This window comes from Mesorhizobium sp. B2-3-6, from assembly GCF_006442305.1.
Classification (GTDB): Bacteria; Pseudomonadota; Alphaproteobacteria; order Rhizobiales; family Rhizobiaceae; genus Mesorhizobium.
On the sequence record NZ_VFVW01000004.1, the window covers coordinates 190760 to 215931 of the forward strand.

27 protein-coding genes are annotated in these 25172 nt (G+C 62.8%); 21 read left to right on the forward strand and 6 right to left on the reverse strand.

Annotation, left to right across the window (positions count from 1 at the left end):
• Positions 1 to 76 precede the first annotated feature (76 nt).
• Together FJ953_RS13420 and FJ953_RS13425 are read right to left on the reverse strand one after the other, a co-directional pair.
• Positions 77 to 973 carry an alpha/beta hydrolase gene (locus FJ953_RS13420; RefSeq protein WP_140624520.1) on the reverse strand — a complete coding sequence of 299 codons (897 nt, stop codon included), beginning with the start codon at positions 971 to 973 and terminating at the stop codon, positions 77 to 79.
• A 177-nt stretch (positions 974 to 1150) separates the two neighbouring features.
• The gene (locus tag FJ953_RS13425; RefSeq protein ID WP_140624521.1) at positions 1151 to 3196 is read right to left on the reverse strand and encodes a lytic transglycosylase domain-containing protein; all 2046 of its coding nucleotides are present in this window, start codon (positions 3194 to 3196) and stop codon (positions 1151 to 1153) included.
• 303 nt (positions 3197 to 3499) lie between these two features.
• Between FJ953_RS13425 and dapA the strand changes: the two genes are divergently transcribed.
• From dapA to FJ953_RS13440, 3 genes are all read left to right on the forward strand, one after another.
• Positions 3500 to 4381 carry a 4-hydroxy-tetrahydrodipicolinate synthase gene (gene dapA, locus FJ953_RS13430; RefSeq protein ID WP_140494617.1) on the forward strand — a complete coding sequence of 294 codons (882 nt, stop codon included), beginning with the start codon at positions 3500 to 3502 and terminating at the stop codon, positions 4379 to 4381.
• A gap of 25 nt (positions 4382 to 4406) precedes the next feature.
• Positions 4407 to 4886 carry an SsrA-binding protein SmpB gene (smpB, locus tag FJ953_RS13435; RefSeq protein WP_006202221.1) on the forward strand — a complete coding sequence of 160 codons (480 nt, stop codon included), beginning with the start codon at positions 4407 to 4409 and terminating at the stop codon, positions 4884 to 4886.
• Between the two features lie 83 nt (positions 4887 to 4969).
• A complete protein-coding gene (locus FJ953_RS13440) occupies positions 4970 to 5680 on the forward strand; it encodes a GH25 family lysozyme (RefSeq protein ID WP_140624522.1) in 711 nt (236 codons plus the stop codon).
• 14 nt (positions 5681 to 5694) lie between these two features.
• Here the strand turns inward: FJ953_RS13440 and FJ953_RS13445 are convergent, their stop codons facing one another.
• Complete coding sequence (locus FJ953_RS13445) at positions 5695 to 6357, reverse strand: uracil-DNA glycosylase (RefSeq protein ID WP_224519207.1); 663 nt, start codon at positions 6355 to 6357, stop codon at positions 5695 to 5697.
• Between the two features lie 11 nt (positions 6358 to 6368).
• Positions 6369 to 6950 (reverse strand): NYN domain-containing protein, encoded by a 582-nt coding sequence (locus FJ953_RS13450; protein WP_140494612.1) that lies wholly within the window; start codon positions 6948 to 6950, stop codon positions 6369 to 6371.
• Between the two features lie 333 nt (positions 6951 to 7283).
• Between FJ953_RS13450 and rpoZ the strand changes: the two genes are divergently transcribed.
• The 4 genes from rpoZ (at position 7284) to FJ953_RS13470 (ending at position 11040) form a co-directional block, all read left to right on the forward strand.
• Positions 7284 to 7685: a DNA-directed RNA polymerase subunit omega gene (rpoZ, locus tag FJ953_RS13455; RefSeq protein ID WP_140494610.1), complete on the forward strand. Its 402-nt coding sequence runs from the start codon at positions 7284 to 7286 to the stop codon at positions 7683 to 7685.
• Positions 7686 to 7813: 128 nt separating this feature from the next.
• Complete coding sequence (locus FJ953_RS13460; protein ID WP_140517800.1) at positions 7814 to 10042, forward strand: bifunctional (p)ppGpp synthetase/guanosine-3',5'-bis(diphosphate) 3'-pyrophosphohydrolase; 2229 nt, start codon at positions 7814 to 7816, stop codon at positions 10040 to 10042.
• 28 nt (positions 10043 to 10070) lie between these two features.
• On the forward strand, positions 10071 to 10649 hold the full coding sequence (gene pyrE, locus FJ953_RS13465) for an orotate phosphoribosyltransferase (RefSeq protein WP_140520690.1): 579 nt from the start codon (positions 10071 to 10073) through the stop codon (positions 10647 to 10649).
• A 10-nt stretch (positions 10650 to 10659) separates the two neighbouring features.
• Entirely contained in the window at positions 10660 to 11040 is a 381-nt protein-coding gene (locus tag FJ953_RS13470) for a VOC family protein (protein ID WP_140559458.1), read from the forward strand.
• Between the two features lie 6 nt (positions 11041 to 11046).
• Here the strand turns inward: FJ953_RS13470 and FJ953_RS13475 are convergent, their stop codons facing one another.
• A complete protein-coding gene (locus FJ953_RS13475) occupies positions 11047 to 11568 on the reverse strand; it encodes a GNAT family N-acetyltransferase (protein WP_140624523.1) in 522 nt (173 codons plus the stop codon).
• 216 nt (positions 11569 to 11784) lie between these two features.
• Between FJ953_RS13475 and FJ953_RS13480 the strand changes: the two genes are divergently transcribed.
• The 9 genes from FJ953_RS13480 to FJ953_RS13520 all read left to right on the forward strand — a co-directional run bounded on the left by FJ953_RS13480 (position 11785) and on the right by FJ953_RS13520 (position 19312).
• Positions 11785 to 12384, forward strand: coding sequence for a DUF2062 domain-containing protein (locus FJ953_RS13480; RefSeq protein ID WP_140494599.1), 600 nt, complete (start codon positions 11785 to 11787; stop codon positions 12382 to 12384).
• Positions 12381 to 12794, forward strand: a complete 414-nt coding sequence (acpS, locus tag FJ953_RS13485; RefSeq protein WP_140494597.1) for a holo-ACP synthase — start codon at positions 12381 to 12383, stop codon at positions 12792 to 12794. The genes FJ953_RS13480 and acpS overlap by 4 nt, the downstream gene beginning before the upstream one ends.
• 77 nt (positions 12795 to 12871) lie before the next feature.
• Positions 12872 to 13621, forward strand: coding sequence for a signal peptidase I (gene lepB, locus FJ953_RS13490; RefSeq protein WP_140517805.1), 750 nt, complete (start codon positions 12872 to 12874; stop codon positions 13619 to 13621).
• Positions 13622 to 13625: 4 nt separating this feature from the next.
• Positions 13626 to 14351, forward strand: a complete 726-nt coding sequence (gene rnc / locus FJ953_RS13495) for a ribonuclease III (protein WP_140494593.1) — start codon at positions 13626 to 13628, stop codon at positions 14349 to 14351.
• Complete coding sequence (gene era / locus FJ953_RS13500; protein WP_140494591.1) at positions 14348 to 15280, forward strand: GTPase Era; 933 nt, start codon at positions 14348 to 14350, stop codon at positions 15278 to 15280. The genes rnc and era overlap by 4 nt, the downstream gene beginning before the upstream one ends.
• A 5-nt stretch (positions 15281 to 15285) precedes the next feature.
• Entirely contained in the window at positions 15286 to 16176 is an 891-nt protein-coding gene (locus FJ953_RS13505; RefSeq protein ID WP_140624524.1) for an aminoglycoside phosphotransferase family protein, read from the forward strand.
• A 581-nt stretch (positions 16177 to 16757) separates the two neighbouring features.
• Positions 16758 to 17894 (forward strand): porin, encoded by a 1137-nt coding sequence (locus FJ953_RS13510; protein ID WP_140624525.1) that lies wholly within the window; start codon positions 16758 to 16760, stop codon positions 17892 to 17894.
• Between the two features lie 132 nt (positions 17895 to 18026).
• Positions 18027 to 18797, forward strand: coding sequence for a DNA repair protein RecO (gene recO, locus FJ953_RS13515; RefSeq protein WP_140494585.1), 771 nt, complete (start codon positions 18027 to 18029; stop codon positions 18795 to 18797).
• Complete coding sequence (locus FJ953_RS13520; RefSeq protein ID WP_140555803.1) at positions 18794 to 19312, forward strand: PaaI family thioesterase; 519 nt, start codon at positions 18794 to 18796, stop codon at positions 19310 to 19312. The genes recO and FJ953_RS13520 overlap by 4 nt, the downstream gene beginning before the upstream one ends.
• 45 nt (positions 19313 to 19357) lie before the next feature.
• Here the strand turns inward: FJ953_RS13520 and FJ953_RS13525 are convergent, their stop codons facing one another.
• Complete coding sequence (locus FJ953_RS13525; protein WP_140580886.1) at positions 19358 to 19822, reverse strand: NUDIX domain-containing protein; 465 nt, start codon at positions 19820 to 19822, stop codon at positions 19358 to 19360.
• Positions 19823 to 20077: 255 nt separating this feature from the next.
• Between FJ953_RS13525 and FJ953_RS13530 the strand changes: the two genes are divergently transcribed.
• The 5 genes from FJ953_RS13530 to FJ953_RS13550 all read left to right on the forward strand — a co-directional run bounded on the left by FJ953_RS13530 (position 20078) and on the right by FJ953_RS13550 (position 24997).
• Positions 20078 to 22822 carry a DUF2339 domain-containing protein gene (locus tag FJ953_RS13530; protein ID WP_140624526.1) on the forward strand — a complete coding sequence of 915 codons (2745 nt, stop codon included), beginning with the start codon at positions 20078 to 20080 and terminating at the stop codon, positions 22820 to 22822.
• A gap of 52 nt (positions 22823 to 22874) precedes the next feature.
• Positions 22875 to 23117, forward strand: a complete 243-nt coding sequence (locus FJ953_RS13535) for a type II toxin-antitoxin system VapB family antitoxin (RefSeq protein WP_140520954.1) — start codon at positions 22875 to 22877, stop codon at positions 23115 to 23117.
• Entirely contained in the window at positions 23117 to 23533 is a 417-nt protein-coding gene (locus tag FJ953_RS13540; protein ID WP_140520684.1) for a type II toxin-antitoxin system VapC family toxin, read from the forward strand. The genes FJ953_RS13535 and FJ953_RS13540 overlap by 1 nt, the downstream gene beginning before the upstream one ends.
• 157 nt (positions 23534 to 23690) lie before the next feature.
• Positions 23691 to 24203 carry an RNA polymerase sigma factor gene (locus FJ953_RS13545; protein WP_140494575.1) on the forward strand — a complete coding sequence of 171 codons (513 nt, stop codon included), beginning with the start codon at positions 23691 to 23693 and terminating at the stop codon, positions 24201 to 24203.
• 2 nt (positions 24204 to 24205) lie between these two features.
• On the forward strand, positions 24206 to 24997 hold the full coding sequence (locus tag FJ953_RS13550; protein ID WP_140517812.1) for an anti-sigma factor: 792 nt from the start codon (positions 24206 to 24208) through the stop codon (positions 24995 to 24997).
• The last annotated feature ends 175 nt before the right edge of the window (positions 24998 to 25172 follow it).

Sequence of the window (25172 nt, forward strand, 5' to 3'; positions counted from 1 at the left end):
GTTTGAGGCATGCTATCCTGGCTTTCGGAGCCCGCCTTGGTCGCCCTGCTGTGGTTTGCCTCGCCGGCAACGGTTTTTAAAGGCGAGTCGGCAGCCGCTCGGCTCTGTCGAGGAAAGCGGCGATGTCGCCCGGCAAGGTTCCGGTTTCGAGAAAAGGGGCGTGACCCTGGCCTTCGACGGTGATCGTCTGCATTGCCGGATGGCGCTCCCGCATCTGCCGCTGTGTGCCCACCGACAGCAAACTCGAATTGGCGCCGCGTATGGCGAGCATGGGAAGGGCCGACAGGGCGTCGAATTGCGGCCACAGCGCCGGCAGCGGCTGCGTCAGGTCGAGATTTCCAACCGTGTCGACCAGCTTCGGGTCGAAATCCGGCAGCAGGCCCTGATCCATTTCGCGGTAGAGCGCCAGCACCATGCGCTCCCAGTCCGCATCGGCGAGCGCTGAAAAATCCCGGCCGTGAACGCGGCGCTGGGCTGCCACTGCTTCGGCGAAGGTCTTCGGCTTCGGTTTGCGTTCGAGATACGACTGGATATGGGCAAGGCCGGCCGGCTCGATCACCGGTCCAATATCGTTCAGCACGATCGCTTTCAATATGGCCGGCCGCAGCGCACCCAGGACGTGAATGATCAGGCCGCCGCGCGAGGTGCCGACGAAGGCGGCTTCCTCGATTCCCAATGCCGCCAGTCCGGCAAGAATGTCGCCGGCTTCGACGCCGACATTATAGCGGCTGACATCGGGATCATAATCGGACTGCCCGCGGCCGCGATAGTCAAAGGCGACGACCTTGCGCGGGCTTCCCGCTTTGCCGGCCAAATAGAGCGCGAGTTCGTGGAAGTCGCGTGCATTACGGGTGAGGCCGGGCAGGCAGACGACTGGCCAATGTCGCGAATTTGCGTCGCCATAGATCCGGGCATGGAGCTTCAGCCCATCGGGCCCCGCGTAGAAGAAATCGGAGAAACCTTCGCTCGCCATTGGAATGCTGCCGCTTGCTCTCGCCGGATGGTCCGTCTGCTACAGGCGAGGGGAGGGATGGTCAAATGGAGCAGTTACTTCTCCTCTTGCGGGCCGAAGGTGGCGAGGCCCCTTCACTCAGCCAAGGCGGGCGGGTCCGCGCGAGGCCAACTCCTCTCGCAAGAGGAATGAAAGCCGTCAACTCCGCCCGTTCACAAGATCTCCCACAATGTCATACTTGCCGGAAATGCGCATCTTGTACACCTCGTAGTTCTCCATCACGCGCTGCACATAACTCCTTGTTTCCGTGTAAGGAATCCGCTCGATCCAGTCAACGACGGCGTCGATGTCCTTGCCGCGCGGATCGCCGTATTTCGCCACCCATTGGGCAGCGCGGCTGGGGCCGGCATTGTAGCCGGCGAAGGTCAGCACATAGGAGCCGTTGAAGCGATCGAGCTGCTGGCCGAGGAAGGCCGAGCCCAGCGTCGCATTGTAGCCGGCGTCGGTGGTCAGGCGTGCCTGCGAGAATTGCAGCCCGGCCTTCTTCGCCAGTTGCTTGGCGGTTGCCGGCATCAGCTGCAGCAGCCCGCGCGCGCCGGCGCTCGATATGGCGGCGATGTTGAATTCGCTTTCCTGGCGGGCGATGGCATAGGCCAGCGCCTTGCCCGAACCGGAAATATCGGCGCTATCGGGGATGACCCCCAAAGGATGCGACAGCGCGCCGACATCGATGCCACGCGCGCCGGCGATCTTGCCGATCTTGAGCGACATGAAGTGGTTGCCCTGCTTTTCCGCCAGCACGGCCAGGAGCGCCAGTTCGCCCGGGCTGGTCAACTGTCCTGCAAGGTCACGATAGAGCGTTTCGGCATAACGGTCGTAGCCCGCCTCCTGCAGCCGCTTGATGGCGGCGACGGCTTCGCGACCGGCAAAACTCTGGCGGTCGGCGGCACTCGGTGTGGGATAGACGATGTTCAGCGCCGGGCGACCAATGCGCTCGGCGGCGAGCTGGCCGTAGAATGTCGTGCCATAGGCCGCCGCGCGCGCAAAATAGTCCTTTGCGTTACCTGGACCACCAACTTCGGCGGCGCGGCCGAGCCAGTAATAGGCGCGCGACAATGTCATCGGCCCCTGCGCAAGGTCGGCGATGCGCGCGAAATGGGTTGCCGCAAGCCTGGGATCGTTCAGACCGCGCAGCGCGTACCAGCCGGCATGGAATTCGGCTTCGGCGGCGTTCGCTGTGCTTTCGGCCGCATGCATGGCGACGATCCTGTAGGCGGCTTTCATGTCACCCTTGTCGACCAGCTCGCGCGACAGTACCCGGCGCTCCACCCACCAGGCATCCGGGTCGACCAGCGCTTCGCGATCCGTCGGCGCCTTCATCACGATGGCGGCGGCGTCGGCAATATTGTCTTGCTTGCGAAGATATTCGGCTTGCGCGAAGAAATAGCCGGCAGAACGCTGTGAAGCCGGCACCGCCTTGAGCAGCTTGGGGGTGTTCTTGTCGCCCTTGTCGGCCGCCGCCCAGGCGGTGGCCAGTTGCTCCGCTTGCGCCGGGCCGGCGACGCGCTGCGCCGCGCCGACCCGGTCGGCGTAGAACATGCGCTCCATGCGGAATCGGTGATCGGCGGCGGGGATCAGCCCGCCGAACTCCTTGATCAGCGCTGTCTCGTCCTTGGCCTCCAGGATCGCGGTGCGCCAGAACGGTACCAGCACCGAACGCGACGCCTCTGTCTTGCCCAGGGCCACATAGGCGCGGGCAAGAAGCATCACGCCTTCGAATGTCTGCGGCTGGCTGCCGTCGAACGCCTGCACAACGATGTCGGGGGCGGGGTTCTCGCGATAGAGTGCGCGTTCGCTGTTCTTGCGCAGCGCGGTTGTCCCCGGCCAGTTGGGCAACATCTTCGCTGCGGCCGCGATGTCGCCGCTCGGCACCTTGTCGCCGCCATAAAGCGCGATTGCCCAGGCAAGGATGTGCTGGTCGAGCGAACGGGCGGGAAGGGCATCGCGCGCGGCGCGGGCACCGGGAATGTCGCCCGCCGCCAGTGCGTCCAGACCGCTCTTCAACTGCACGACGCTGTCAGAGAGGGCCGTATCGCGTGGACCCGCATCTTGCGAGCCTTGCATGCCGGGTATCGGGATGGCCGATGTCAACTGCACGTCGACGCTGCCGCCGATCGCCATCTCCGGCATCAGCGCGACGACCGCGCCCAGGAGCGCGAAAAGATGAGGCCGCCTAGTCGGCATCGTTCAGCCTTTACACATCACCAGCAGGCGCGAAAGCTTCGCGACCCGGACCAGAACGTAAACTTAGGTCATGAAGGGCCAGTTAACAAAAGGTTATCGAGGCCGTTCGAATTGCGTTTGCTGGCAGCATGGCAATGCTTGCCGCGCAACCATGTCGAGACTATGGTGCGCCGCCTCGCTTTCGGTTAGAAGGCGCGACATTAAGACCAGAGACGAAAACACCCATGCCTATCGCCCAAAAGTGGCTACCGGTTTCGGGATAACGATATGCGTGAACAAGAAGTCCCAAGGAGTTGGACGAACATGCTGAGAGGCTCGCTGACCGCGCTCGTGACACCGTTCGAAAAGAGCGGGCGTTTCGACGAGAAAGCCTTTCGCGCCTTTGTCGACTGGCAACTTGCGGAGGGCACGACAGGCCTTGTTCCCGTTGGCACCACCGGCGAGTCGCCGACGCTGTCGCATGACGAGCATCGTCAGGTGGTCAAGGTCTGCATCGAGGCGGCCAGGGGCCGCGCTCCGGTCGTCGCCGGCGCTGGCTCCAACAACACCGCGGAAGCGATCGGCTTGGTCCAATATGCCGAACAGGCAGGCGCCGATGCTGCACTTGTCGTCACTCCCTACTACAACAAGCCGACGCAGCGCGGGCTCTATGAGCACTTCGCCGCCGTCGCCAGGGCAACCAAGCTGCCGATCATCATCTACAACATCCCGCCGCGGTCGGTCATCGACATGATGCCGGAGACGATGGGCCGGCTGGCGCACGACTTCAAGAATATCGTCGGCGTCAAGGACGCGACCGGCAAGGTCGAACGGGTTTCCGAGCAGCGTATGACCTGCGGCAAGGATTTCATCCAGCTTTCCGGCGAAGATGCATCCGCGCTCGGCTTCAACGCGCATGGCGGTGTCGGCTGTATCTCGGTGACGGCCAACGTCGCGCCGCGGCTTTGTGCCGAATTCCAGGAGGCGACGCTGTCCGGCGACAGCGCCAAGGCGCTGGAATTGCAGGATCGCTTGCTGCCGCTGCACAAGGCGATCTTTATCGAACCCGGCGTGTCCGGCGCCAAATATGCGCTTTCGAAGCTCGGCAAGGTCGAGAACGTGCTGCGTTCGCCGCTGGTCACGGTCGAACAATCGACGGCCGAAAAGATCGACGCGGCGATGAAGCACGCCGGCTTGATAAATTAGGGATGAGGCGCCACCTCTCCGCATTATGAATCAAGTCAGAAAAGCCGATCCCAACAACAAGACCGTTGCGGAAAACCGCAAGGCGCGGTTTTCCTATGAGGTGCTCGACACGATCGAGGCCGGCCTGGTGCTGACTGGCACCGAGGTCAAGTCGCTGCGCCAGGGCCAAGCCAACATCCAGGACAGCTACGCCTCGGTCGAGGGCGGCGAGATCTGGCTGATCAACTCCTATCTACCGGAATATCTGCAGGCCAACCGCTTCAACCACGAGCCGCGCCGGCGCCGCAAACTGCTGCTCAACAAGCGCGAGATGGCCAAGCTGTCGCAGAGCGTCGACCGCGAAGGCATGACCCTGGTGCCGCTGAAGATCTATTTCAACGACCAGGGCCGGGCCAAGCTGCTGCTCGCCGTCGGTCGCGGCAAGAAGCTGCACGACAAGCGCGAGACGGAAAAGCAGCGCGACTGGTCGCGTGAGAAGGGCAGGCTCTTGAAAGAGCGCGGGTGACAGCCATCAGGCGGTAGCCAAGCGGATAAGTGTTTGGCTTTCAGGGTTCTAGCCAAGGAGCCAGAATACCGGAGGGGACAGTCTTGAAGAACCGGATCATCCTCTGGGGATCGGTCAGCCTGGTTTTTGCAATCCTCATTGTCGCTGGCGGCTTCTTCTATTTCCATGCGTTTTCTCCGGATCGCGGCAAATATCCTGTCAGGGGCATCGACGTTTCGCATCATCAGGGCCGCATCGACTGGCGACGCGTTGCCGCCGCCGACGTCGCCTTTGCAGTCATCAAGGCGACCGAGGGCGGCGATCATGTCGACGATGCCTTTGCCACCAATCTGCGCGAGGCTCGTGCTGCCGGGCTCGCTGTCGGCGCCTATCACTTTTTCACCTTCTGCCGGCCGGGCGCCGACCAGGCGAAGAATTTCATCGCCGTGGTGCCGCACGACCAGCCTTTGCTGCCGCCGGTTGTCGACATCGAGTTCGGCGGCAATTGCCCGCAGCGCCCTTCGCCCGAACAACTCGACGCCGAACTGCAGGCCTTCCTCGGTCCCGTTGAAGCCGCCTTTGGCAAGAAAGCCATCATCTATCTGACCGACGATGCAGCAACGGCCTATGCAGGACAGATCGCCGCCCGTCCGCTCTGGCTTCGCTCACTGCTGCTCGAGCCGGGTCGCGACGATTGGGTCTACTGGCAGTACCACAACAGGGGCCGCGTCGAGGGCATCGTCGGTGACGTCGACCTGAACGTCCTGCAAGGCGGTCAGGAGACGCTGGCCGCGTTGTTCGCGCCGGCGTTGTAAGGCAATTCCAGACCCTACGAATCCAGGAACGCCGCAATTTCCCTGAAAACGCTGACGAACATCGCTTCGGTCAGCACGCCGGTGTTGGTGTTGTAGCGCGAGCAGTGATAGCTGGAAAACAGCGTAATGCCATCGGCCTCCTGCCGCCCGCCATGCTTGAAGGGATAGGCGGCGACGCGCTGGCCCAGTGCCCGCACGGTCGACTGGTGCGCGATCGAACCAAGTGTCAGCACGGCCCGCAAATTGGGAAACCGTGCGATCGTCGGCACAAGGAAAGTCCGGCAGGTGGCGATCTCGGCGCCCACAGGCTTGTTCTCGGGAGGCACGCAGCGGACGGCGTTGGTGATTGCCGTTCCAACGAGCTCCAACCCATCGTCAGGCCGTGCCTTGAACTCGCCGCGCGCCAAGCCGTGCGCGATCAACGTGCCGTAGAGCAGGTCGCCGGCATAGTCGCCCGTGAAAGGCCGGCCCGTGCGGTTCGCTCCGCGCAGGCCGGGCGCAAGCCCGACGATCAGCAGCCGGACCGAATCGTCGCCTTCGGGCGGCAGGAAGGTCGGAACCGGCGCGTTGAACCACGATGGCTCGCGTTGCCGCCACTCGGCAATGAAACCGTGCAGCCGCGGACAGAGCGGGCAATCGCGATCGGGTTCCGGGGAGGCGGCCAGATGTGCGGCCAACGCAGCCGCCCTCAGTACTCGTCCTCTTCCGTCTCGGCCGGTTCGGGTCGGCGCACCGGCCTTTCGGAAGGATCGCGGCCCACCTCGTTCTTCAACGTCATCAGGTCGATGAAATGGTCGGCCTGGCGACGCAGATCGTCGGAGATCATCGGCGGCTGCGAGGCCATGGTCGAGACGATCGACACCTTGCGCCCGCGCCGTTGCAGCGCCTCGACCAGCGTGCGGAAATCGCCGTCCCCGGAGAAGATGACATAGTGGTCGACGACATCGGCCAGTTCCAGCGCATCGACGGTCAATTCGATGTCCATGTTGCCCTTGATCTTGCGGCGGCCGGTCGAGTCGGTGAATTCCTTGGCCGGCTTGGTGACGACCTTGAAGCCGTTATAGTCGAGCCAGTCGATCAGCGGCCGGATCGAGGAATATTCCTGATCCTCTACCAGGGCGGTGTAATAGTAGGCGCGCAGCAGGTAACCGCGTTTCTGGAAGCTCGACAGGAGCTTGCGATAATCGATGTCGAAACCGAGCGCGCGCGACGTGGCGTAGAGATTGGCGCCGTCGATGAACAGGGCGATCTTTTCACGGGGGTCGAACATGGAAAAATTCCTTTTCGAAATAAGCGGCCGTCAAAACGAAATGCGACTATCAGTAGGGTTCGCAATAAACCGGCTGACCTTACGCTTTTCGAAATAACGCCAGTTTTGTGGCAATCCAAGGGTGCGTTGCCGCACTGCAAGCAATTGTGATCGCCGGCTTGGTACCGGGCGCACCGGAGCTCGACTGAAACCGGTTTTGGGGGAAATCCGACAAAGCAATGACAGATCCTGCGTTCTCCGGCCCCGGCATTCCATAATGCTTGTATTTCGGCGGCGTTCGGGTTATTGACCGCGCCTGTTTTCCATTAAATCCAGGCATGAAAGGGGCAATCCATGGCCCGCGTAACCGTTGAAGATTGCATCGACAAGGTCGACAACCGCTTCGAGCTGGTGCTTCTGGCCGGCCACCGTGCTCGTCAGATCAGCCAAGGCGCGCAGATCACCGTCCCGCGCGACAATGACAAGAACCCGGTCATCGCACTGCGCGAGATCGCCGACGAGACATTGTCGCCCGACGACCTCAAGGAAGACCTGATCCATTCGCTGCAGAAGCATGTCGAGGTCGACGAGCCCGAAGCCGATGGCGAGGCGATCGCCGATCAGACCGGCGCAGCCGTCACGGCCGCCGATACCGATGATGCGGAGGACAACATCGCCTTCGATCGCATGACCGAGGAAGACCTGCTGGCCGGCATCGAAGGCCTGGTGCCGCCGGAAAAGAGCGACGACTACTAAGACTGCTTTGCGGAGGCGCCTGGAACAATCTTCCGGCACTTCCGTCCCGGCAGTTTCGTGGCTATCTATGACATGCGCCGTGCAGCAGTGCGGCGCATGATTCATTTCATCGCCGAGAGATTCCGCCCATGATGCGTCAGTATGAGCTTGTCGAGCGCGTCCAGCGCTACAAGCCTGACGTCAACGAGGCGTTGCTCAACAAGGCCTATGTCTATGCCATGCAGAAGCATGGCCACCAGAAGCGCGCTTCCGGCGACCCCTATTTCTCGCATCCGCTCGAAGTCGCCGCCATCCTCACCGAAATGCACATGGACGAGGCGACGATCGCCGTCGCCCTGCTGCATGACACGATCGAGGACACCACGGCGACCAGGGCCGAGATCGACGAACTGTTCGGGCCCGAGATGGGCAAGCTGGTCGAGGGTCTGACCAAGCTGAAGAAGCTCGACCTCGTCTCCAAGAAGGCCGAGCAGGCCGAGAACCTGCGCAAGCTTCTGCTGGCGATCTCGGAAGATGTGCGCGTGCTTCTGGTCAAGCTCGCGGACCGCTTGCACAATATGCGCACCCTCGACCATGTGCCGGAAGCCAAGCGCCTGCGCATCGCCGAGGAGACGATGGATATCTATGCGCCGCTGGCCGGGCGCATGGGCATGCAGGGCATGCGCGAGGAACTGGAGGAGATCGCCTTCCGCTACATCAATCCGGAAGCCTATCGCGCCGTCACCGCCAGGCTCGCCGAGATTTTCGAGCGCAACAAGGGTGTGCTGTCGGAGATCGAGAAAGCGCTGTCGGCTCTGTTCGAGAAACACGCGATCAATGCAGGCGTCAAAAGCCGGCAGAAGAAGCCGTGGTCGGTGTTCCGCAAGATGGAGGCCAAGGCGCTCTCCTTCGAGCAATTGTCCGACATTTTCGGCTTTCGCGTCGTCGTCGACAATGTCGAGGACTGCTATCGCGCGCTTGGCGCCATCCACACCGCCTGGTCGATGGTGCCCGGCCGTTTCAAGGACTACATCTCAACACCGAAGCAGAACGACTACCGCTCGATCCACACCACAATCGTCGGGCCGTCGCGTCAGCGCGTCGAGCTTCAGATCCGCACCCGCGAGATGAACAAGATCGCCGAATATGGCGTCGCCGCCCATTCGATCTACAAGGATACCGGCGGCAAGGCGAACGGCACGGCCCATTCGATCTCGAAGGAAACCAATGCCTATGCCTGGCTGAGGCGCACGATCGAACAACTCGCCGAGGGCGACAATCCCGAGGATTTTCTCGAGAACACCAAGCTGGAACTGTTCCAGGATCAGGTGTTCTGCTTCACCCCCAAGGGCATGCTGATCGCGCTGCCGAAAGGTGCCACGCCGATCGACTTCGCCTATGCGGTTCACACCGATGTCGGCGACACCTGCGTCGGCGCCAAGGTCAACGGCCGCATCATGCCGCTGATGACGGAGCTGAAGAATGGCGACGAGGTGGAGATCATCCGCTCCAAGGCGCAGGTGCCGCCGGCCGCGTGGGAATCCGTCGTCGTCACCGGCAAGGCGCGCGCCGCCATTCGCCGCGCCACCAAGAACGCCATCCGCAAGCAGTATTCGGGTCTCGGCGCGCGCATTCTCGAACGGGCTTTCGAGCGGGCCGGCAAGAATTTCACCAAGGAAAACCTGAAGCCCGTCCTGCACCGGCTGGCGCGCAAGGACATCGAGGACGTGCTGGCGTCCGTCGGCCGCGGCGAATTGGCGTCCACCGACGTCATGAAAGCCGTCTTCCCCGATTACAAGGACGAGCGCGTCACGCCGGCGGCGCCCAAGCAGCGCGAGGAAGGCTGGTCGAAGATCCGCAACGCCGCCGGCATGCTGTTCCAGATCCCGGGCCGTGCCGCGCGCAAGGACAAGGACCAGCCGCGTGACGGCGCGGTGCCGATCCGTGGCGTGCGCGGTGACCTGCCGGTGCGTTTCGCGCCGGAAGGGGCGGTGCCTGGCGACCGCATCGTCGGCATCGTGCAGCCGGGCACCGGCATTACCATCTATCCGATCCAGTCGCCGGCGCTGCAGGCTTTCGACGACCAGCCCGAGCGCTGGATTGACGTGCGCTGGGACATCGACGAGCGCACCAAGGAACGCTTCCCCGCGCGTGTTTCCGTCACCGCCATCAATGCACCGGGATCGCTCGCCGACATCGCCCAGGTCGTTGCCTCGAACGATGCCAACATCCATACGCTGTCAATGGTGCGCACCGCGCCCGATTTCACCGAAATGCTGATCGATCTCGAAGTCTGGGATCTGAAGCATCTCAACCGGCTGCTGTCGCAGCTCAAGGACAATTCGAGCGTCAGCGATGCACGGCGTGTCAATGGCTAACTCGGCTGATCTACACGGGGATAGACGGATGAATACGGACGAAGTGCTGGATATTTTTCGCCAGGCTGGTGCTGTCCTGGAGGGGCATTTCATCCTGACGTCGGGTCTGCGCAGCCCTGTCTTCCTGCAGAAGGCGCGCGTGTTCATGCATGCCGATAAGACCGAGCGGCTGTGCAAGGCGCTGGCCGAAAAGATCCGCGCCGCCGTGCCGGGTAAAATCGACTATGTCGTCGGCCCGGCCATCGGCGGGCTGATCCCGGCCTACGAGACTTCGCGCCATCTTGGCGTGCCGGCGATCTGGGTCGAGCGGGAAGGGGGCGAGTTCCGGCTGCGCCGCTTCGAGATCGCGCTCGGCGCGCGTGTCGTCATTGTCGAGGACATCGTCACCACTGGATTGTCTATCCGCGAGACCATCGACTGCCTGCGCGAACTTGGCGCCGAGGTCACGGCGGCGGCCTGCATCATCGACCGCTCGGCGGGCAAGACCGATGTCGGCGTGCCGCTGATCGCCCTCGCCGAGTACGAGGTGCCGGCCTATCCGGCCGATCGGCTGCCGCCGGAACTCGCCGCCATACCGGCGATCAAGCCGGGCAGTCGCAATATCTGAGAGGGGCGGGATGATCATCAGTATCGATCATTTCGTGCTGACGGTGGCCTCACTCGAGGCGACCTGCGCCTTTTACCAGCGCGTTCTGGGCTTTAAGCGCATCGATACGCCGGGCCTGCCGACAGCCCTGGCTTTCGGCAACCAAAAGATCAATGTCCACGAGGTCGGCCGCACCTTCGAGCCGAAGGCGAAGTCGCCGACGCCCGGAGCCGGTGATTTCTGCCTGATCACCGATCGGCCGCTCGGCGAACTCCTCGCCAGTCTCGAAGCCGATCGTGTGGCGGTGGAACTTGGACCAGTAGAGCGGATCGGCGCACGCGGCCGCATGATGTCTGTCTATTTCCGCGATCCCGACGACAATCTGATCGAGGTCAGTGAATATCTGGAATAGCCGCCGTTAAATCCGCGCGAGATCGAGCAGCATTGCGCAGCGCCGGCTCACCGGCATGCCGTGCGCGGCTTCCTGTCTCAGCCACCCGGCGAGCCGCGCATCGATCTGCGCATCCTCCAGGACGCGGAATCCGAACTTTCGGTAGAACGGCACGTTCCAAGCAACATTGCGAAATGTCGTCAGCGTGATCGTTGCAAGGCCGCGCCGCCTGGACTCCTCGATGACGGTCTCCAGCAGGGCTCGGCCGATGCCCGAGCCTTGCCACTCAAAACGAACGTCGAATTCCAGGATATGCAATGCATCGTCCTCAACGCTGGCGCTCAAGAAGGCGATGGCGCGGTCGCGCTTGTCCGTGGCGACCCAGCATGTGCCCTCCGTGGTCAGCGCGCGGTGCCGCTCGACGCTCATATTGCCGTCTTCGGCGATCCAGGCGAGGTCCGGTATGGAACGAAACGCCAGCCCGGCGGATTGCTCGATATCGGGCAACTCTTTCGCCTCGTCGTCGCGCGCTGGTCGAATGGTGGCCATGCCGGCCGTCCTTCTTTTCCTCAGTTTCGCCTCAATGGCGATCTTGTTACCCCCTGCGGCAGACCATCGCGGCAGCGTTTCGTTGTTCCGAAGGCAGCCTGTCGCTATATCAAAGTCGTTGTTGCCTTTCTGCGCCCCGGAAGCGCAAGATAAGTTGCTGTGACCTGGCTTGGGTGGCAGGACGGCGGGTATTGGTAGATCAGGAATTGGAATAGAGTGCTTTTTCGACGCCGCGAGCCTGATGGCCTCTTGGAGCGGGTGCGTACCTATCTATGGCCGCGCCGGTCGTTTTCGCGCTCGCTGCAGTACTTCTCCAAGCGCATCCTGCGGCTGAAGGCCACGCCGCATGCGGTGGCGGCCGGCGTCGCCGCTGGCGTCTTTGCTTCGTTCTTTCCGGTGGGTTTCCATTTCGCCATTGCCGCGGTGCTGTGCTGGCTCATAGCCGGCAATCTGGTGGCGGCCGCACTTGGCGCCGTATTCTTCGGCAATCCACTGACGTTCCCGCTGCTGTGGGGCGCCTCCTGGGAGACCGGCAAGCTGATCCTGCACAGCCGCCTGCCGGCGCACGGCCCGCCAGCACATCTGGGCGAGATGCTGCACAACCTTTCCTTCGCGCAATTGTGGGCCCCGGTGCTGAAGCCGATGCTGATCGGTGCGATACCGCTTGGACTGGCCTTTGGGGTTCTGTTCTACGCCATCACGCGCTGGGGCATGAACGCCTTTCGCGAGCAGCGGCGCAAACGGCTGGCAGAGCGCGCGGCCCGCCATGAGCAATCGTCTCACCCAAACGCAAGCATCGGTTCCACCGCGCGATGATCATCGGCATCGGCAGCGATCTGATCGATATCAGACGCATTGAAAAGTCCTTGGAGCGCCATGGCCAGCGCTTTATCCAGAGAATCTACACCGAAGTCGAGCAAGCCCGCTCCGAAAACCGTCGGGCGCGGGCGGCCTCCTACGCCAAGCGCTTCGCAGCCAAGGAGGCCTGCGCCAAGGCACTGGGCACCGGCCTGGCGCAGGGCGTGTTCTGGCGCGACATGGGTGTCGTCAATCTTCCGAGCGGCGCGCCCACCATGGCACTGACCGGTGGCGCCGAGGCGCGGCTGAACGCGATTCTGCCAAAGGGCCATCGGGCGATGATCCATCTCACCATCACGGATGATTTTCCGCTTGCTCAAGCCTTTGTGATCATCGAAGCGTTGCCCGTCGAACAAGCGCCACATTGATTGCATCTGACCACCGGCATGACGTTGCCCAGCGCGCGCCGAGACTCTATACCATCCAACGCACAATCGAGGACGACATGAGCGTGGCTGAAAAACCCCAGAAGAAATCCGGCGGGCTTGGCGAAACCGTCAGCGTCATCGTCCAGGCGCTCTTGCTTGCCTTGGTCATTCGCACGCTCTTGTTCCAACCCTTTTCCATCCCGTCGGGTTCGATGCGGCCGACGCTGCTCGAGGGCGACTATCTCTTCGTCACCAAATGGTCTTACGGCTATTCCCGTTATTCGCTGCCCTTCGGCCCGGACATCTTCTCGGGCCGCATCTGGGGCTCCGAGCCGAAGCGCGGCGACGTGGTGGTGTTCAAGTTCCCGCCGGACCCGTCCGTTGACTACATCAAACGTGTGGTGGGCCTGCCCGGCGACAAGATCCAGGTGAAGGACGGCCAGCTGTTCATCAACGGCGTCGGCGTGCCGCGCGTGAAGACCGGACAGATCGACAATCCCGACATCACCGAAAAGGATTATCCGATCGACGTCTATCGTGAGACGCTGCCCAACGGCGTCAGCTACGATACGCTGGATCTGTCGCCGAACTCGATCGGCGACAACACGCGCGAGTTCGATGTTCCGCCCGGTCACTATTTCATGATGGGCGACAACAGGGACAACTCCGCCGACAGCCGATTCTCCGTCGGCTACGTTCCGGCCGAAAACCTGGTTGGCCGGGCCAACCTTGTTTTCTTCTCGATCGCCGGCAAGGCGAGCCCGCTCGAAATCTGGAAGTGGCCGTCGCTTATGCGTGCTTCGCGCCTCTTCCACTTCGTTAATTAGGGTCATGGCGGCGACAAGACGGCTGACCGCCGACGCGCTCGCCGAAGCGCTGGTGGAGCGCACGGGCCATGCCTTTGCCGACCGCCGGCGCCTGCAGCGTGCCTTGACCCATGCCAGCGCCCGCGGCGCCAATGCCGGCACCGACTATGAGCGCTTTGAGTTCCTGGGCGACCGGGTTCTCGGCCTCGTGGTGGCCGATATGCTGCTGGCCGCGTTTCCCGATGCGGCGGAAGGCGAATTGTCGCTGCGGTTCAACGCGCTGGTCAATGCCGAGGCGCTGTCGGAGATCGCCGAACATATTGGTCTGCCGGAGCTGATCCGCGCCGGATCCGACGTTCAAGGGCTCGAGGGACGCAAGCGCGTCAATCTGCGCGCCGACGCGCTGGAATCACTGATCGCCGTGCTCTACCTCGACGGAGGGCTGGAAGCGGCGCGCGCTTTCATCCACAAATATTGGCAGCCGCGCTCGCAGGCGTCGGGTGCCGGCCGACGCGACGCCAAGACCGAGTTGCAGGAATGGGCGCATCAGGCGGCAAGCGCCGTGCCCGTCTACCGCATCGATAGCCGCGAGGGGCCGGATCACGATCCGCTGTTCACCGTCAGTGTCATGGTTGGTGGGTTTCAGCCGGCTGTCGGCAGCGGCCGCTCCAAACGCGAGGCCGAGCAGGCCGCCGCCGCCGCCCTTCTCATTCGTGAAGGTGTCTGGATCGATCAGGGAGACGCGGCATGACAGCCACGGAAGACACGGTTCCGGCCGCGCCTGCGGCCGTTACGCATTCCGGCTTCGTAGCGCTGATCGGTGCGCCCAATGCCGGCAAGTCGACGCTGGTCAACCAGCTTGTCGGCGCCAAGGTGTCAATCGTCACCCACAAGGTGCAGACGACGCGTGCCATCGTCAGAGGCATCGCCACGCACGACAACGCGCAGATCGTCTTCGTCGATACGCCGGGCATCTTCAAGCCGAAGCGGCGTCTCGACACGGCAATGGTGACGACAGCCTGGGGCGGCGCCAAGGATGCCGATATCGTGCTGCTCCTGATCGATGCCGAGCGTGGCATTAGAGGTGATGCCGATGCCATTCTCGAACGCCTGAAGGATGTGCGCCAGCCGATGGCGCTGATCCTCAACAAGGTCGACCGCGTCAAGCCGGAGGCGTTGTTGGCGCTGGCGGCAGCAGCGAACGAAAGAGTGCCGTTCAAGCGCACCTTCATGGTTTCGGCGCTGACCGGCTCCGGCTGCAAGGACCTTCTCGATTACCTTGCCGAGGCGCTCCCGGTGGGGCCCTGGTATTATCCGGAAGACCAGATCTCCGATCTGCCGATGCGCCAGCTCGCCGCCGAGATCACTCGCGAGAAGCTCTATCTCAGGCTGCATCAGGAACTGCCCTATTCCTCGCACATCGAAACCGAGAAATGGGAAGAGAAGAAGGACGGCTCGGTGCGCATCGAGCAGGTCATCTATGTCGAACGCGACAGCCAGAAGAAGATCGTGCTCGGCCACAAGGGCGAGACCATCCGCGCCATCGGCCAGGCGGCGCGTATGGAAATCGCCGGCATCCTCGAGCAAAAGGTGCATCTGTTCCTGTTCGTCAAGGTGCGCGAGAACTGGGGCGACGATCCCGAACGCTACCGTGAGATGGGGCTCGAGTTTCCGCACTAGGATGGATGGATAGCAAGTCGAATATCGACGCAGCTTTAGTCAGCCGGTTGATCGCGGCGCAGTTTCCTCGCTGGAGGGATCTTGCGGTTCGGCCGATTGAACCTGGCGGATGGGACAACAGAAGCTTTCGTCTCGGCGACGAGATGACCGTTCGGTTGCCCAGTGCCGCCGCCTATTCCCTGCAAGTGGAGAAGGAACATCGCTGGCTGCCGAGGCTGGCGCCGCTGTTGCCGCTGCCCATCCCTATACCGCTGGCGATGGGAGCCCCGGCCGAAGGCTATCCGTGGCATTGGTCCGTCTACAGGTGGATCGAAGGTGAGACTGCAAAGCGCGAGCGTATCGCCAACCTGTCGGAATTCGCGGCGGACCTGGCCGGCTTTCTGGTTGCGCTGAAGCGGATCGACCCGGCTGGCGGACCGGGGCCGGGCCAACACAATTTCTTTCGCGGCGGGCCGCTGAACGTCTATGACGGGGAGACGAGACAAGCGATCGCGGCGCTCGACACCCGTATCGACGCCGGCGCGGCAAGCGCTGTCTGGGAAACGGCTCTTGCCGCCCCTTGGCAAGGCCCGCCCGTCTGGTTCCACGGCGATGTCAGCTGGGGCAATCTTCTGGTTGAACACGGCAGGCTAAGCGCGGTGATCGACTTCGGCACCTCCGGCATCGGCGAGCCCTCATGCGATCTGGCGATTGCCTGGACATTGTTCGAGGGAAAGAGCAGGGGGGCCTTCCGCGCTGGCCTCGGCGTCGACGACGCGACCTGGGCGCGCGGCCGCGGCTGGGCACTGTGGAAGGCGCTGATCACCGCCGCCGGCGAGATAGACGTCAACTCGGCCGAGATCGAACAATCCTGGCGCGTGATCGACGCGGTGCTGGCCGACCACAAGCGCCGGTAATAATGACCCAAACCGTTGGCTGGTGGCTATCGACCAGGGACGCCGAGGTTCCGTTGGGTCGACTTCTCAGTTGGCCAGCGCGGATTCTTGCAGACGAGTCCGCCGACGTCGGATTGATCTTCCCATCATGGCCTGTGGTCCGTTCCGGCGTGCCCGTGACCCGCTGAAAAGACTCCTTCGAGGGGATCGGCTTCGGTTTCACGTGGCTGGGGAATGGCTAGGTAGAAACGACCATGGAAGTGGGTTTATTTACGCGAAGTTTCTCAAACAATTGGTGTTCGTAGAATATCATCATAAAATTGGAACATACAGGGAATTATTACGGAAATATGACAATGTTCCACTTGTGCGGTGCCGTAGTCTGAAGTGAATTCTCCAGTGCTATTTCTGCAACACGGATTTAATCTATGTCATCAATCCCGAATGTTTGTGGAATTGTCATTGAAGGCGGAAGATTGATGGGTATGTTCGCCGCGAAAAGGGGACGCGGTGCGGGCCTTTTTCGTTGTGGTGAGGCGGGAAAATATATCCGCCAACCAAAATCCGAAGCCATTTTTAACTTTGACTAGAGAGGTCAGAAAATGAACATCAAGAGCCTTCTTCTCGGCTCAGCCGCGGCACTGATCGCGGTCTCCGGTGCTCGCGCCGCCGACGCTGTCGTCGTCGCCGAGCCGGAACCCGCTGAATACGTCAGGATCTGCGACGTCTACGGCGCCGGCTACTTCTATACTCCCGGCACCGAGACCTGCCTGCGCATCGGCGGCTATCTCCGCTATGACATAGGCGTCGGCGACAGCGGCACGCTGGACGGCGTCAACAACGTTGCCGATCACATGGACGGCGATAGCCACGACACCTACTACAAGAACATGCGCTTCTCGCTGAAGACCTGGACCGGCCAGGAAACCGAGCTCGGTACGTTGAAGACCTACACCGAGACTCGCTTTCAATTTGGCAACAGCAGCGGCGACTATGAGACCGGCGGCACTGGCTGGCAGGCCGGCAACAAGGCGCCCACCCTCAACTTCGCCTGGATTCAGCTCGGCGGCCTGCGCGTCGGTAAGGATGAAACGGCATACGATTCGTTTATCGGCTATGCCGGCAACGTCATCCAGGACACGATCATCCCGTACGGTATCAAGGATACCAACGTCGTGCAGTACTATTTCGACGCTGGCAGCGGCTTCTCGGCCGTGGTCTCGCTCGAAGAAGGTACCGGCGTCAACACGATCGACAGCTATGTTCCGCATGTCGTCGGCGGCTTGAAGTACAAGGGCGACTGGGGTGCGGTCACCGGCGTCGTCGCCTATGACAGCAACTACGAGGAAGTGGCCGGCAAGGTTCGCTTGGACGTCAATGTCGGCAAGGAATTGACGCTGTTCGTCATGGGCGGCTACGGCACCAACGACAACATCAACGACTTCGGCACGGGCCGCACCCAATACAAGCCGTGGGGCGGAAACTGGGCGATCTGGGGTGGCGGCACCTACAAGTTCAACGACAAGACCTCGTTCAACGCCCAGATCTCCTATGACGACTGGAAGAACCTCGGCGTCGCTGCCAACGTCGCATACACGATTGTGCCCGGTTACACGATCACGGCTGAAGTCGATTACCTCAATGCAGGAAAATTCGACGACGCCGACTTCAACAACTGGACCAAGGCCGACAAGAAGAGCAGCGTCGGCGGCATCCTCCGCTTCCAGCGCTCGTTCTAACGGATCGACTGACCCCACCAGACCCGCCCGCAGCTATGCTGCGGGCGGCTTTTTATGCACCCTTGCGAGAGCCAGCCCAGGCACCAAGCCCGTACCTTGATTTCGCCACCCGATCGGTGAAATGCTCCAGGCATGGAATGGCGCGACGAGGGAATCATTCTCGGCACCCGCAAGCATGGCGAAACCAGCGCCATCCTCGAGGTGATGACGCGTGCGCATGGCCGCCATCTCGGCCTCGTGCGTGGCGGGCGCTCGCGCAAGCAGCAGCCTGTTCTCCAGCCCGGCAACCGTGTCGACCTGCTTTGGCGGGCGCGCCTTGATGAGCACCTCGGCACGTTCCAGGCCGAAGCGATCGAGATGAATGCGGCCAGGTTGATGGAGAGTGCGGTCGCCGTGTATGGCCTGCAGACCATGGCCGCGCATCTGCGCCTGTTGCCCGAGCGCGACGCCCATGGCGGCCTCTACGAGGCGCTGTCGGTGATGATCGTGCATCTCGATGACGTCGATGCGGCCGGCGAACTGGTGGCCCGTTTCGAGCTCCTGATCCTCGACGAACTGGGTTTCGGTCTCGATCTCAGCCAGTGCGCCGCGACCGGCACGCGGCAGGATCTTGCCTATGTCTCGCCGAAATCGGGCCGAGCGGTGTCGCGGGAAGCCGGCGCGCCTTGGCGCGACAAGATGCTGGCGCTGCCGGCCTTCCTGCGTGGCTCCGGCCTGCGCGCCGATCCGGCGGCGATCCAGGATGCCTTCCGGCTCACCGGCTTCTTCTTCACCCGTCACGTCTACGAGCCGCGCGGCATCGAGCAGCCGGACGCGCGCTCCGGCTTCCTCGCCGCGCTGCGCAAGCACCACACGACAAAAGGCCTGTCGGGAGAAACCGCCGCGAGAGAAATCATCACATGAGCGAAGTGGAACTTTATCCAGGCCGGGTCTCGCCGCTCGGCCTCGGCACCATTCCGCATGCCGACATGCTTGCCTACACCGGCCTGGAACTTTTGCAGCGCATCATCGATGGCAAATATCCGGCGCCGCCGATTTCCTTCCAGCTCAGCTTCGCGCTGACCGAAGTCTCGGAAGGCCGTGCCGTGTTTCGGGGTGTGCCGAACGAGCGCCACCTGAACCCGTTGGGGGGCGTGCATGGCGGCTGGGCGGCGACACTGCTCGATTCGGCGCTTGCCTGCGCCGTGCAGACGCTGCTCGCAAAAGGCGAGGCCTATACGACGGCGGAATTCAAGGTGAACCTGACGCGGCCGATCACGCCCAGGACCGGAGAGGTGGTCTGTGAGGGCAAGGTCATTCACAAGGGCCGCACGCTGGCCGTTTCGGAAGCGACGCTGAAGGACGCCGGCGGCAAGCTGCTGGCTTTCGGCACCGAGACATGCTCGATCTTCCCGGCCTCCAATCTGGCGGCACGATAGGAATCGTCCTAAGGCGCACTGGGCGAGCGGTGATAACAGCGGATGTTATCCGGCATTTTGCCGTTCCACGAAATCGTCCAGGATCGCGCGCTGGCCTTTGAGTATCTTGAGACCGGCCTCCAACTCTGAAAACCAACCGGCCCGGTCCACTTCGGGAAATGCCTTCATGGATCCCGACCGTGGTGGCCACTCCATGGTGAACATGTTGCTTTTGATGGCATCGGTGTCGACGTCGGCCTCGACGCTCCACGCACTCACGATCTTGCCGCCAGGCTGCCGATAACTGCCGACAGGCTGGAAGTCGCCGTTGATGGCGACGCCGAGTTCTTCTTCCGCCTCACGTTGGGCGGCTTTCAACTCGTCCTCGCCTTCGTCGACGAGCCCTTTGGGGATAGACCATGCCCCCTCGTCTTTTCTTGCCCAGAACGGTCCACCCGGATGGACGAGCAGGAACTGGAGGGCCCCGGCGTTTCGCCGGTAGATCAGCAGTCCTGCGCTTCGTTGCGGCATACGTATTCCCATGACATCGCTTGGAGAACCCTTTGCGGCCAAGGTATCATAGGCCATCGGCTGCGGGTTTGGCAGGCAATGTTCCGGAAACCGGCCATTCGCAAGCGATGCCGAGGGCCAATGGGCGCAAGCCGCTGGCTTTCGACGCCGAAACATGCTCGATCTTTCCAGCCGCCGATCCGACGGCCGTTGGCTGGTCGTTTGCAGGCCACATTTGATTGTCAGTAGCAACTGGTCTGGTTTGGGGGAGCCGCCATGTTTGAAAGCCTGATCGGCCTTGTCGCCATCATCGCGCTGTTCGTCATCATTTCGCGCCAGCAGAGCCGCATCGGACTGATCGAGCGTGAGCTAGGCGCACTGCGGAGCCTCGTCCTTTCCGGCGCCGTGCCGCCTCTCGCCAAGCAGTCCGAACCGGCGGCGACCGAGGGCCAGCCGGCCGAAGCCGTTGTTGTTGCGGCCGTGGTCGTTTCGCCAACGGCCAGCGAGGCAGCCACCGGGCAGGCGCTGCCGGCTCTGGAAACCGACGCCGCGACGGACGAGGTCAAGCCGGGACCATGGACACCAGGCGAGGCGGCGCCCAAGGTAGCAGAATCCGAGCCTGTCGCAGCGGTGAAAGCGCCCGGCAAACCCGATATCGAAACGGCGCTCGGCACCCGCTGGGCGGTCTGGGTCGGCGGTTTGGCACTGGCGCTGGGCGGCCTGTTTCTCATCCGCTACACGATCGAAGCCGGAATTTTCGGCCCCGGTGTGCGGCTGACCATGGCCGGGCTGCTCGGCCTTGTGCTGATTGCAGCCGGCGAATTCATTCGCCGCACCGGCTTCAGGGTGCCCGTGCAAGGCGCCGCAGGCGCCTACATCCCGGCGATCCTGACTGCGGCGGGCGCCTTCATCCTGTTCGGCGCCGTCTATGCCGCACATGGCATCTACGGATTTATCGGGCCGGCGCTCGCCCTCACGCTGCTCGGCGCCATCGGCATAGCGACGATTGCCGCCGCCCTTGTCCACGGCCAGGCGCTGGCTGGTATCGGCCTCGTCGGCGCCATGGTGACGCCGATGCTGATTGCCTCTCAGGCGCCCAATCCCTGGGCCCTGTTCGGCTATCTGGCGATCGTGCTTGCCGCCAGCGGCGTCATTGCCCGCATGCGCGATTGGAAGTTGCTGATGACGGCGGCCTTTGTCGGTACCGGCATCTGGACGATCCTCTACATGACCGATGCGCCGGGCGCGAATTTATCCGTGATCCTGTTCGTGAACACCGTCACGCTGGCCGTGCTCGCCTTCGTCTGGCTCGGCCGCCGCAGCGACGAAGGCGGATCAGCCACGGCTTTCGACTGGCCGTCCGTCGCGCCGGGCCTGTTTGTTGCCCTCTCGGCGCTGGGCCTTTCGGTCGATCCGGCCTTCGTCGCTGCCGGCGATGCCTTGCCGGGAGCCGTCGTGCTCGCCGCGATGGTGGCCGTCGCGCTCTACCGCCCCCCGGCGCTGCCACTGCTCTATGCGGCGGGACTGGTGACGGTGCTGATCTATCTCGGCATCATCCCGCCGACTTCGATCGCTTCTGATTTTTCAGGCGACGTCTTGGGCATCGATGCCGTGCCCCTGGCGACATCGAACGCACTGACCTTGCGCATCGGTGTTGCGCTTGGCCTTGTCTTCATCGGCGCCGGTTTCTGGGCCGCCCGCAAATTTGCCGCCGCGACCCACTTCCGCGCTGCGTCATGGGCGGCGTGGGGCGTCATCGTGCCGTTGGTCGTCCTGCAGGCACTCTGGTTCACGTTCGGCAATCTCGACCGCGATCTTGCCTACGCCGCCGTGGCGGCGCTGCTGGTCGTGGTTTTCGCTGCCGGCGGCGAGTGGATCGCGCGCGGCGAGCAACCGCCGTTGCAGGGCAGGGCGGCCGTATCCTTCGCGCTCGGCGGAGCCGCGCTCGCAGGCCTGCTGATGCTGCATATGGCCTTCAGTTCCGGCTGGACAACCATCCTGCTTGGTGCGGCCGCAATCGTGCCGGCGCTGGCCACACGCTGGCGTTCCTATCCGGTGCTCGGCTGGATTTCGGTCGGCGCGGTCGCGGCGGTGCTTGGACGTGTCATCTTCGATCCGACCGTCGTCGGTGCCGGGTTCCTGTCGACGACCCCGGTTTTCAACTGGCTGCTGCCGGGCTATGGCGTGCCGGCGCTCGCCTTCGCTTTCGCCGCCTGGCAACTGGCCCGCACCACCGACGGCCGGCCGCGCCTGGCCATGGAAGCTTCGGCGGCGCTGTTTGCACTGCTGACGCTTGCCATGCTGGTGCGCCACGCCATGCATGGCGGTGTCCTCAACAGCGATGCGCCCACACTTGCCGAACAGGCCATCTACACGCTGATCGCGATCGGCGCCGGCGCCATACTCGTGGCCATCGACAGGCGCTCGCCAAGTTCCGTGCTGCGCTACGGGTCCATGGCGGCGGGCGTGATCTCGGTCGCCTTCATCGTCGTGCAGCATTTCCTGGTGCTGAACCCGCTTTTCACCGACGAGTCGACCGGGCAGATCCCGGTCTTCAACCTGTTGTTCCTCGCTTATCTGCTGCCGGCGGTCGCGGCCGGAGGGCTTGCGCTCTATGCCCGCAACAAGCGGCCGAAATGGTATGCCGCCATGCTGGCGCTGGTGGCGGCCCTGCTTGCCTTCGCCTATGCCACGTTGTCGGTGCGGCGCCTGTTCAAGGGTGAGTTCATCGGCTTGTGGAGCGGCCTTGGCCAGTTGGAAACCTACACCTATTCGGCACTCTGGCTGATCATCGGCGTGGCGCTGCTGACCGCCGGCGTCTGGCTGAAATCGCAGGTGCTGCGCATCGCCTCGGCCGCATTGATTGCGGTCGCCGTACTGAAGGTGTTCCTCTTCGACATGTCGGAGCTGGAGGGTGTGCTTCGCGCGCTGTCCTTCATCGGCCTTGGCGCCGTGCTGATTGGCATCGGCCTGTTTTACCAGCGGCTTTTGACCAGGGTGGCGAAGGGGCGTGAGGGTTAGGATTGTTTGAATATTCAAAATGGAATATATGAATATTCACGGAGATATTCATATGCCGCTCTATATCCGCGACGATGAGGTAGATGCGCTGGCGACGAAATTGCAGCGCGAGACGAATGCGCCGAGCAAAACGGAAGCCGTGCGAACCGCGCTTTTGCACGAACTTGAACGAAGCCGCGCCCGCAAACCGCTGCGGGAGAGGATTGCCGTTCTTCAAGCGCAAGCAGCGGCGTTGGGGCCGTCCGACACCACCTTCGATATGAAGGCATTCATGGACGAGATGTGGGAAGACTGATGTTTGTCGACGCATCGGTTGTCGTTGCAATTCTCGCCAAGGAATCGGGTTGGGAGGAATTGCTGAAGCGGATCGCCGACGTCGACGGTCAGCTGTACATTTCAGCGCTTGTTCGGCTCGAAGCTACGCTTGCCCTCGGGCGAGTGAATGCCGGTGCCAAAAAGCCGACTCCCGGAATGCTGTCTGCGGCGCGCAATCTGGTCGATGCGTTCATTGTTGAGATCGACGCTCGCAATGTAACCATCAACGAGGATATCGGTGGGCGCGCCATTGATGCCAGCATCCGGTACAGCAAAGCGGTCGGTCATCCGGCCGACCTTAATTTTGGTGATTGCTTTTCCTACGCCTGCGCCAAGGCTCTTGATGTTCCGTTGCTCTTTAAAGGCAATGACTTTCTCAAGACCGATTTGGCGTAGTTGGCCTCCTATTGATTGCGGGAATAAACCCGCCGCTTCCATCGTTACATCATTGCTTGGGTGACCGGGGCGGTGGACCGCTTCGCACTGGCTGCTTGCGTCGCGCCGCGAAGGCGCGTTCAATCTGATGAATAGGGCAATTCCGAAACCAGCGGTCATGGACGAAAAGAAGGCAGCAATCCTCGGCGAAATACCGCGCCTGCGCCGCTACGCACGCTCGTTGTTGCGCGACCGCGACGCCGCCGACGATCTCGTCCAGGACTGTCTCGAACGGGCCCTCATGCGGCTCGACAACTGGCAGACGGGAGAAAGCCCCAGGAGGTGGCTGTTTACGATCATGCATCATTTGTTCATTGACCAGATGCGCAAAGTGAACCGGCGCGGCGAAGCCGCGATGCTGTCGCTGGAAGCGGGCGAGGCGGTTGCACAGCCGGCCGAGCAGGTGGAAAGCATCGCCTCGCGCGAGATCGTCGACGCATTGCAGGCGATCAGCCCCGACCGCCGTGCCGCACTCGTCATGGTCGCGATCGAAGGCTTTTCCTATGCCGAGGCCGCCAACATCCTGGGAGTGCCCGCTGGAACGCTGATGTCGCGCATCGCGCGCGGGCGCGAGGAGTTGCGCGGACTGCTGGACGACACGGCACGCCGCCGTTCGATAAGGATCGTCTAGAAATGATCCGCCGCGATTTCTCCGAACGCGACATCCACATGGCACTCGACGGCGAGTTGCCGGCCGATGAGCGCGCCGCCTATGACGCATGGCTCGACGCCACTCCCGAGATGAAGGCGAAAAGCGCCCGTTTCATCGCCGACAGGACGGCATTGCGAGATGCCTTCGCTGGCGTGATCGACGAGCCGGTGCCGGTGCGGTTGCGCAAGGTGGTGCTTGGCGAGACGCCAGCCAGGACGCCAATGCCACGCTCGCGCTGGTGGCTTGCCGCCGCCGCTGCCGGTCTACTGGCCGCGGGCGGGCTTGGCGGCTACTTTGCCGGCAGCGACGGTATTGGCCGGGAAGATCAGGCCGAGGATCAGTTGGCCGAGCAGGCGATCGCCGCGCATGTCATCTATGCCGCCGAGAAGCGGCATGCGGTGGAAGTGCCGGCAAGCGACAAGGATCATCTGCTGACCTGGCTGTCCAACCGGGTCGGATTGAAGCTGGTTGCGCCGGACTTGACCGGCAGCGGGTTCCAACTGGTCGGCGGCAGGTTGCTGCCGGCTGGCGAGAGCAAGGCGGCAATGCTGCTCTATGAAGACGACAAGGGCGAGCGCATATCGCTCTTTGTAACGGCCGAATCGGTGGAGAACGCCAGGGGGACCTACGCTTCGGCGCAAGCCGGCCCGCAGGCCGTCTACTGGCTGGACAAGGGCTATGGCTGCGCTGTCGTCGGCTCAGTGCCGCGCGAGCAATTGGCCATCGTGGCCAAGAGCGCCTACAGCCAGCTTCTGGCCGGCCTGGCGAGTTGAACAGCATCGTTTTTTGGCGCCGCCTACTCGAAAACGGTGACCTGGTTCAAAGCCTTTGTCCTCCCGGGCTGGCGCCAATCTGTCACAATTCGGCCCTAATCGAGGTGCGATAGCGCTGGATGGGCGCTGCCGTTTTGGGCTGGTGTCTGGACGTTTCGAATAGGGCCTTCATCAC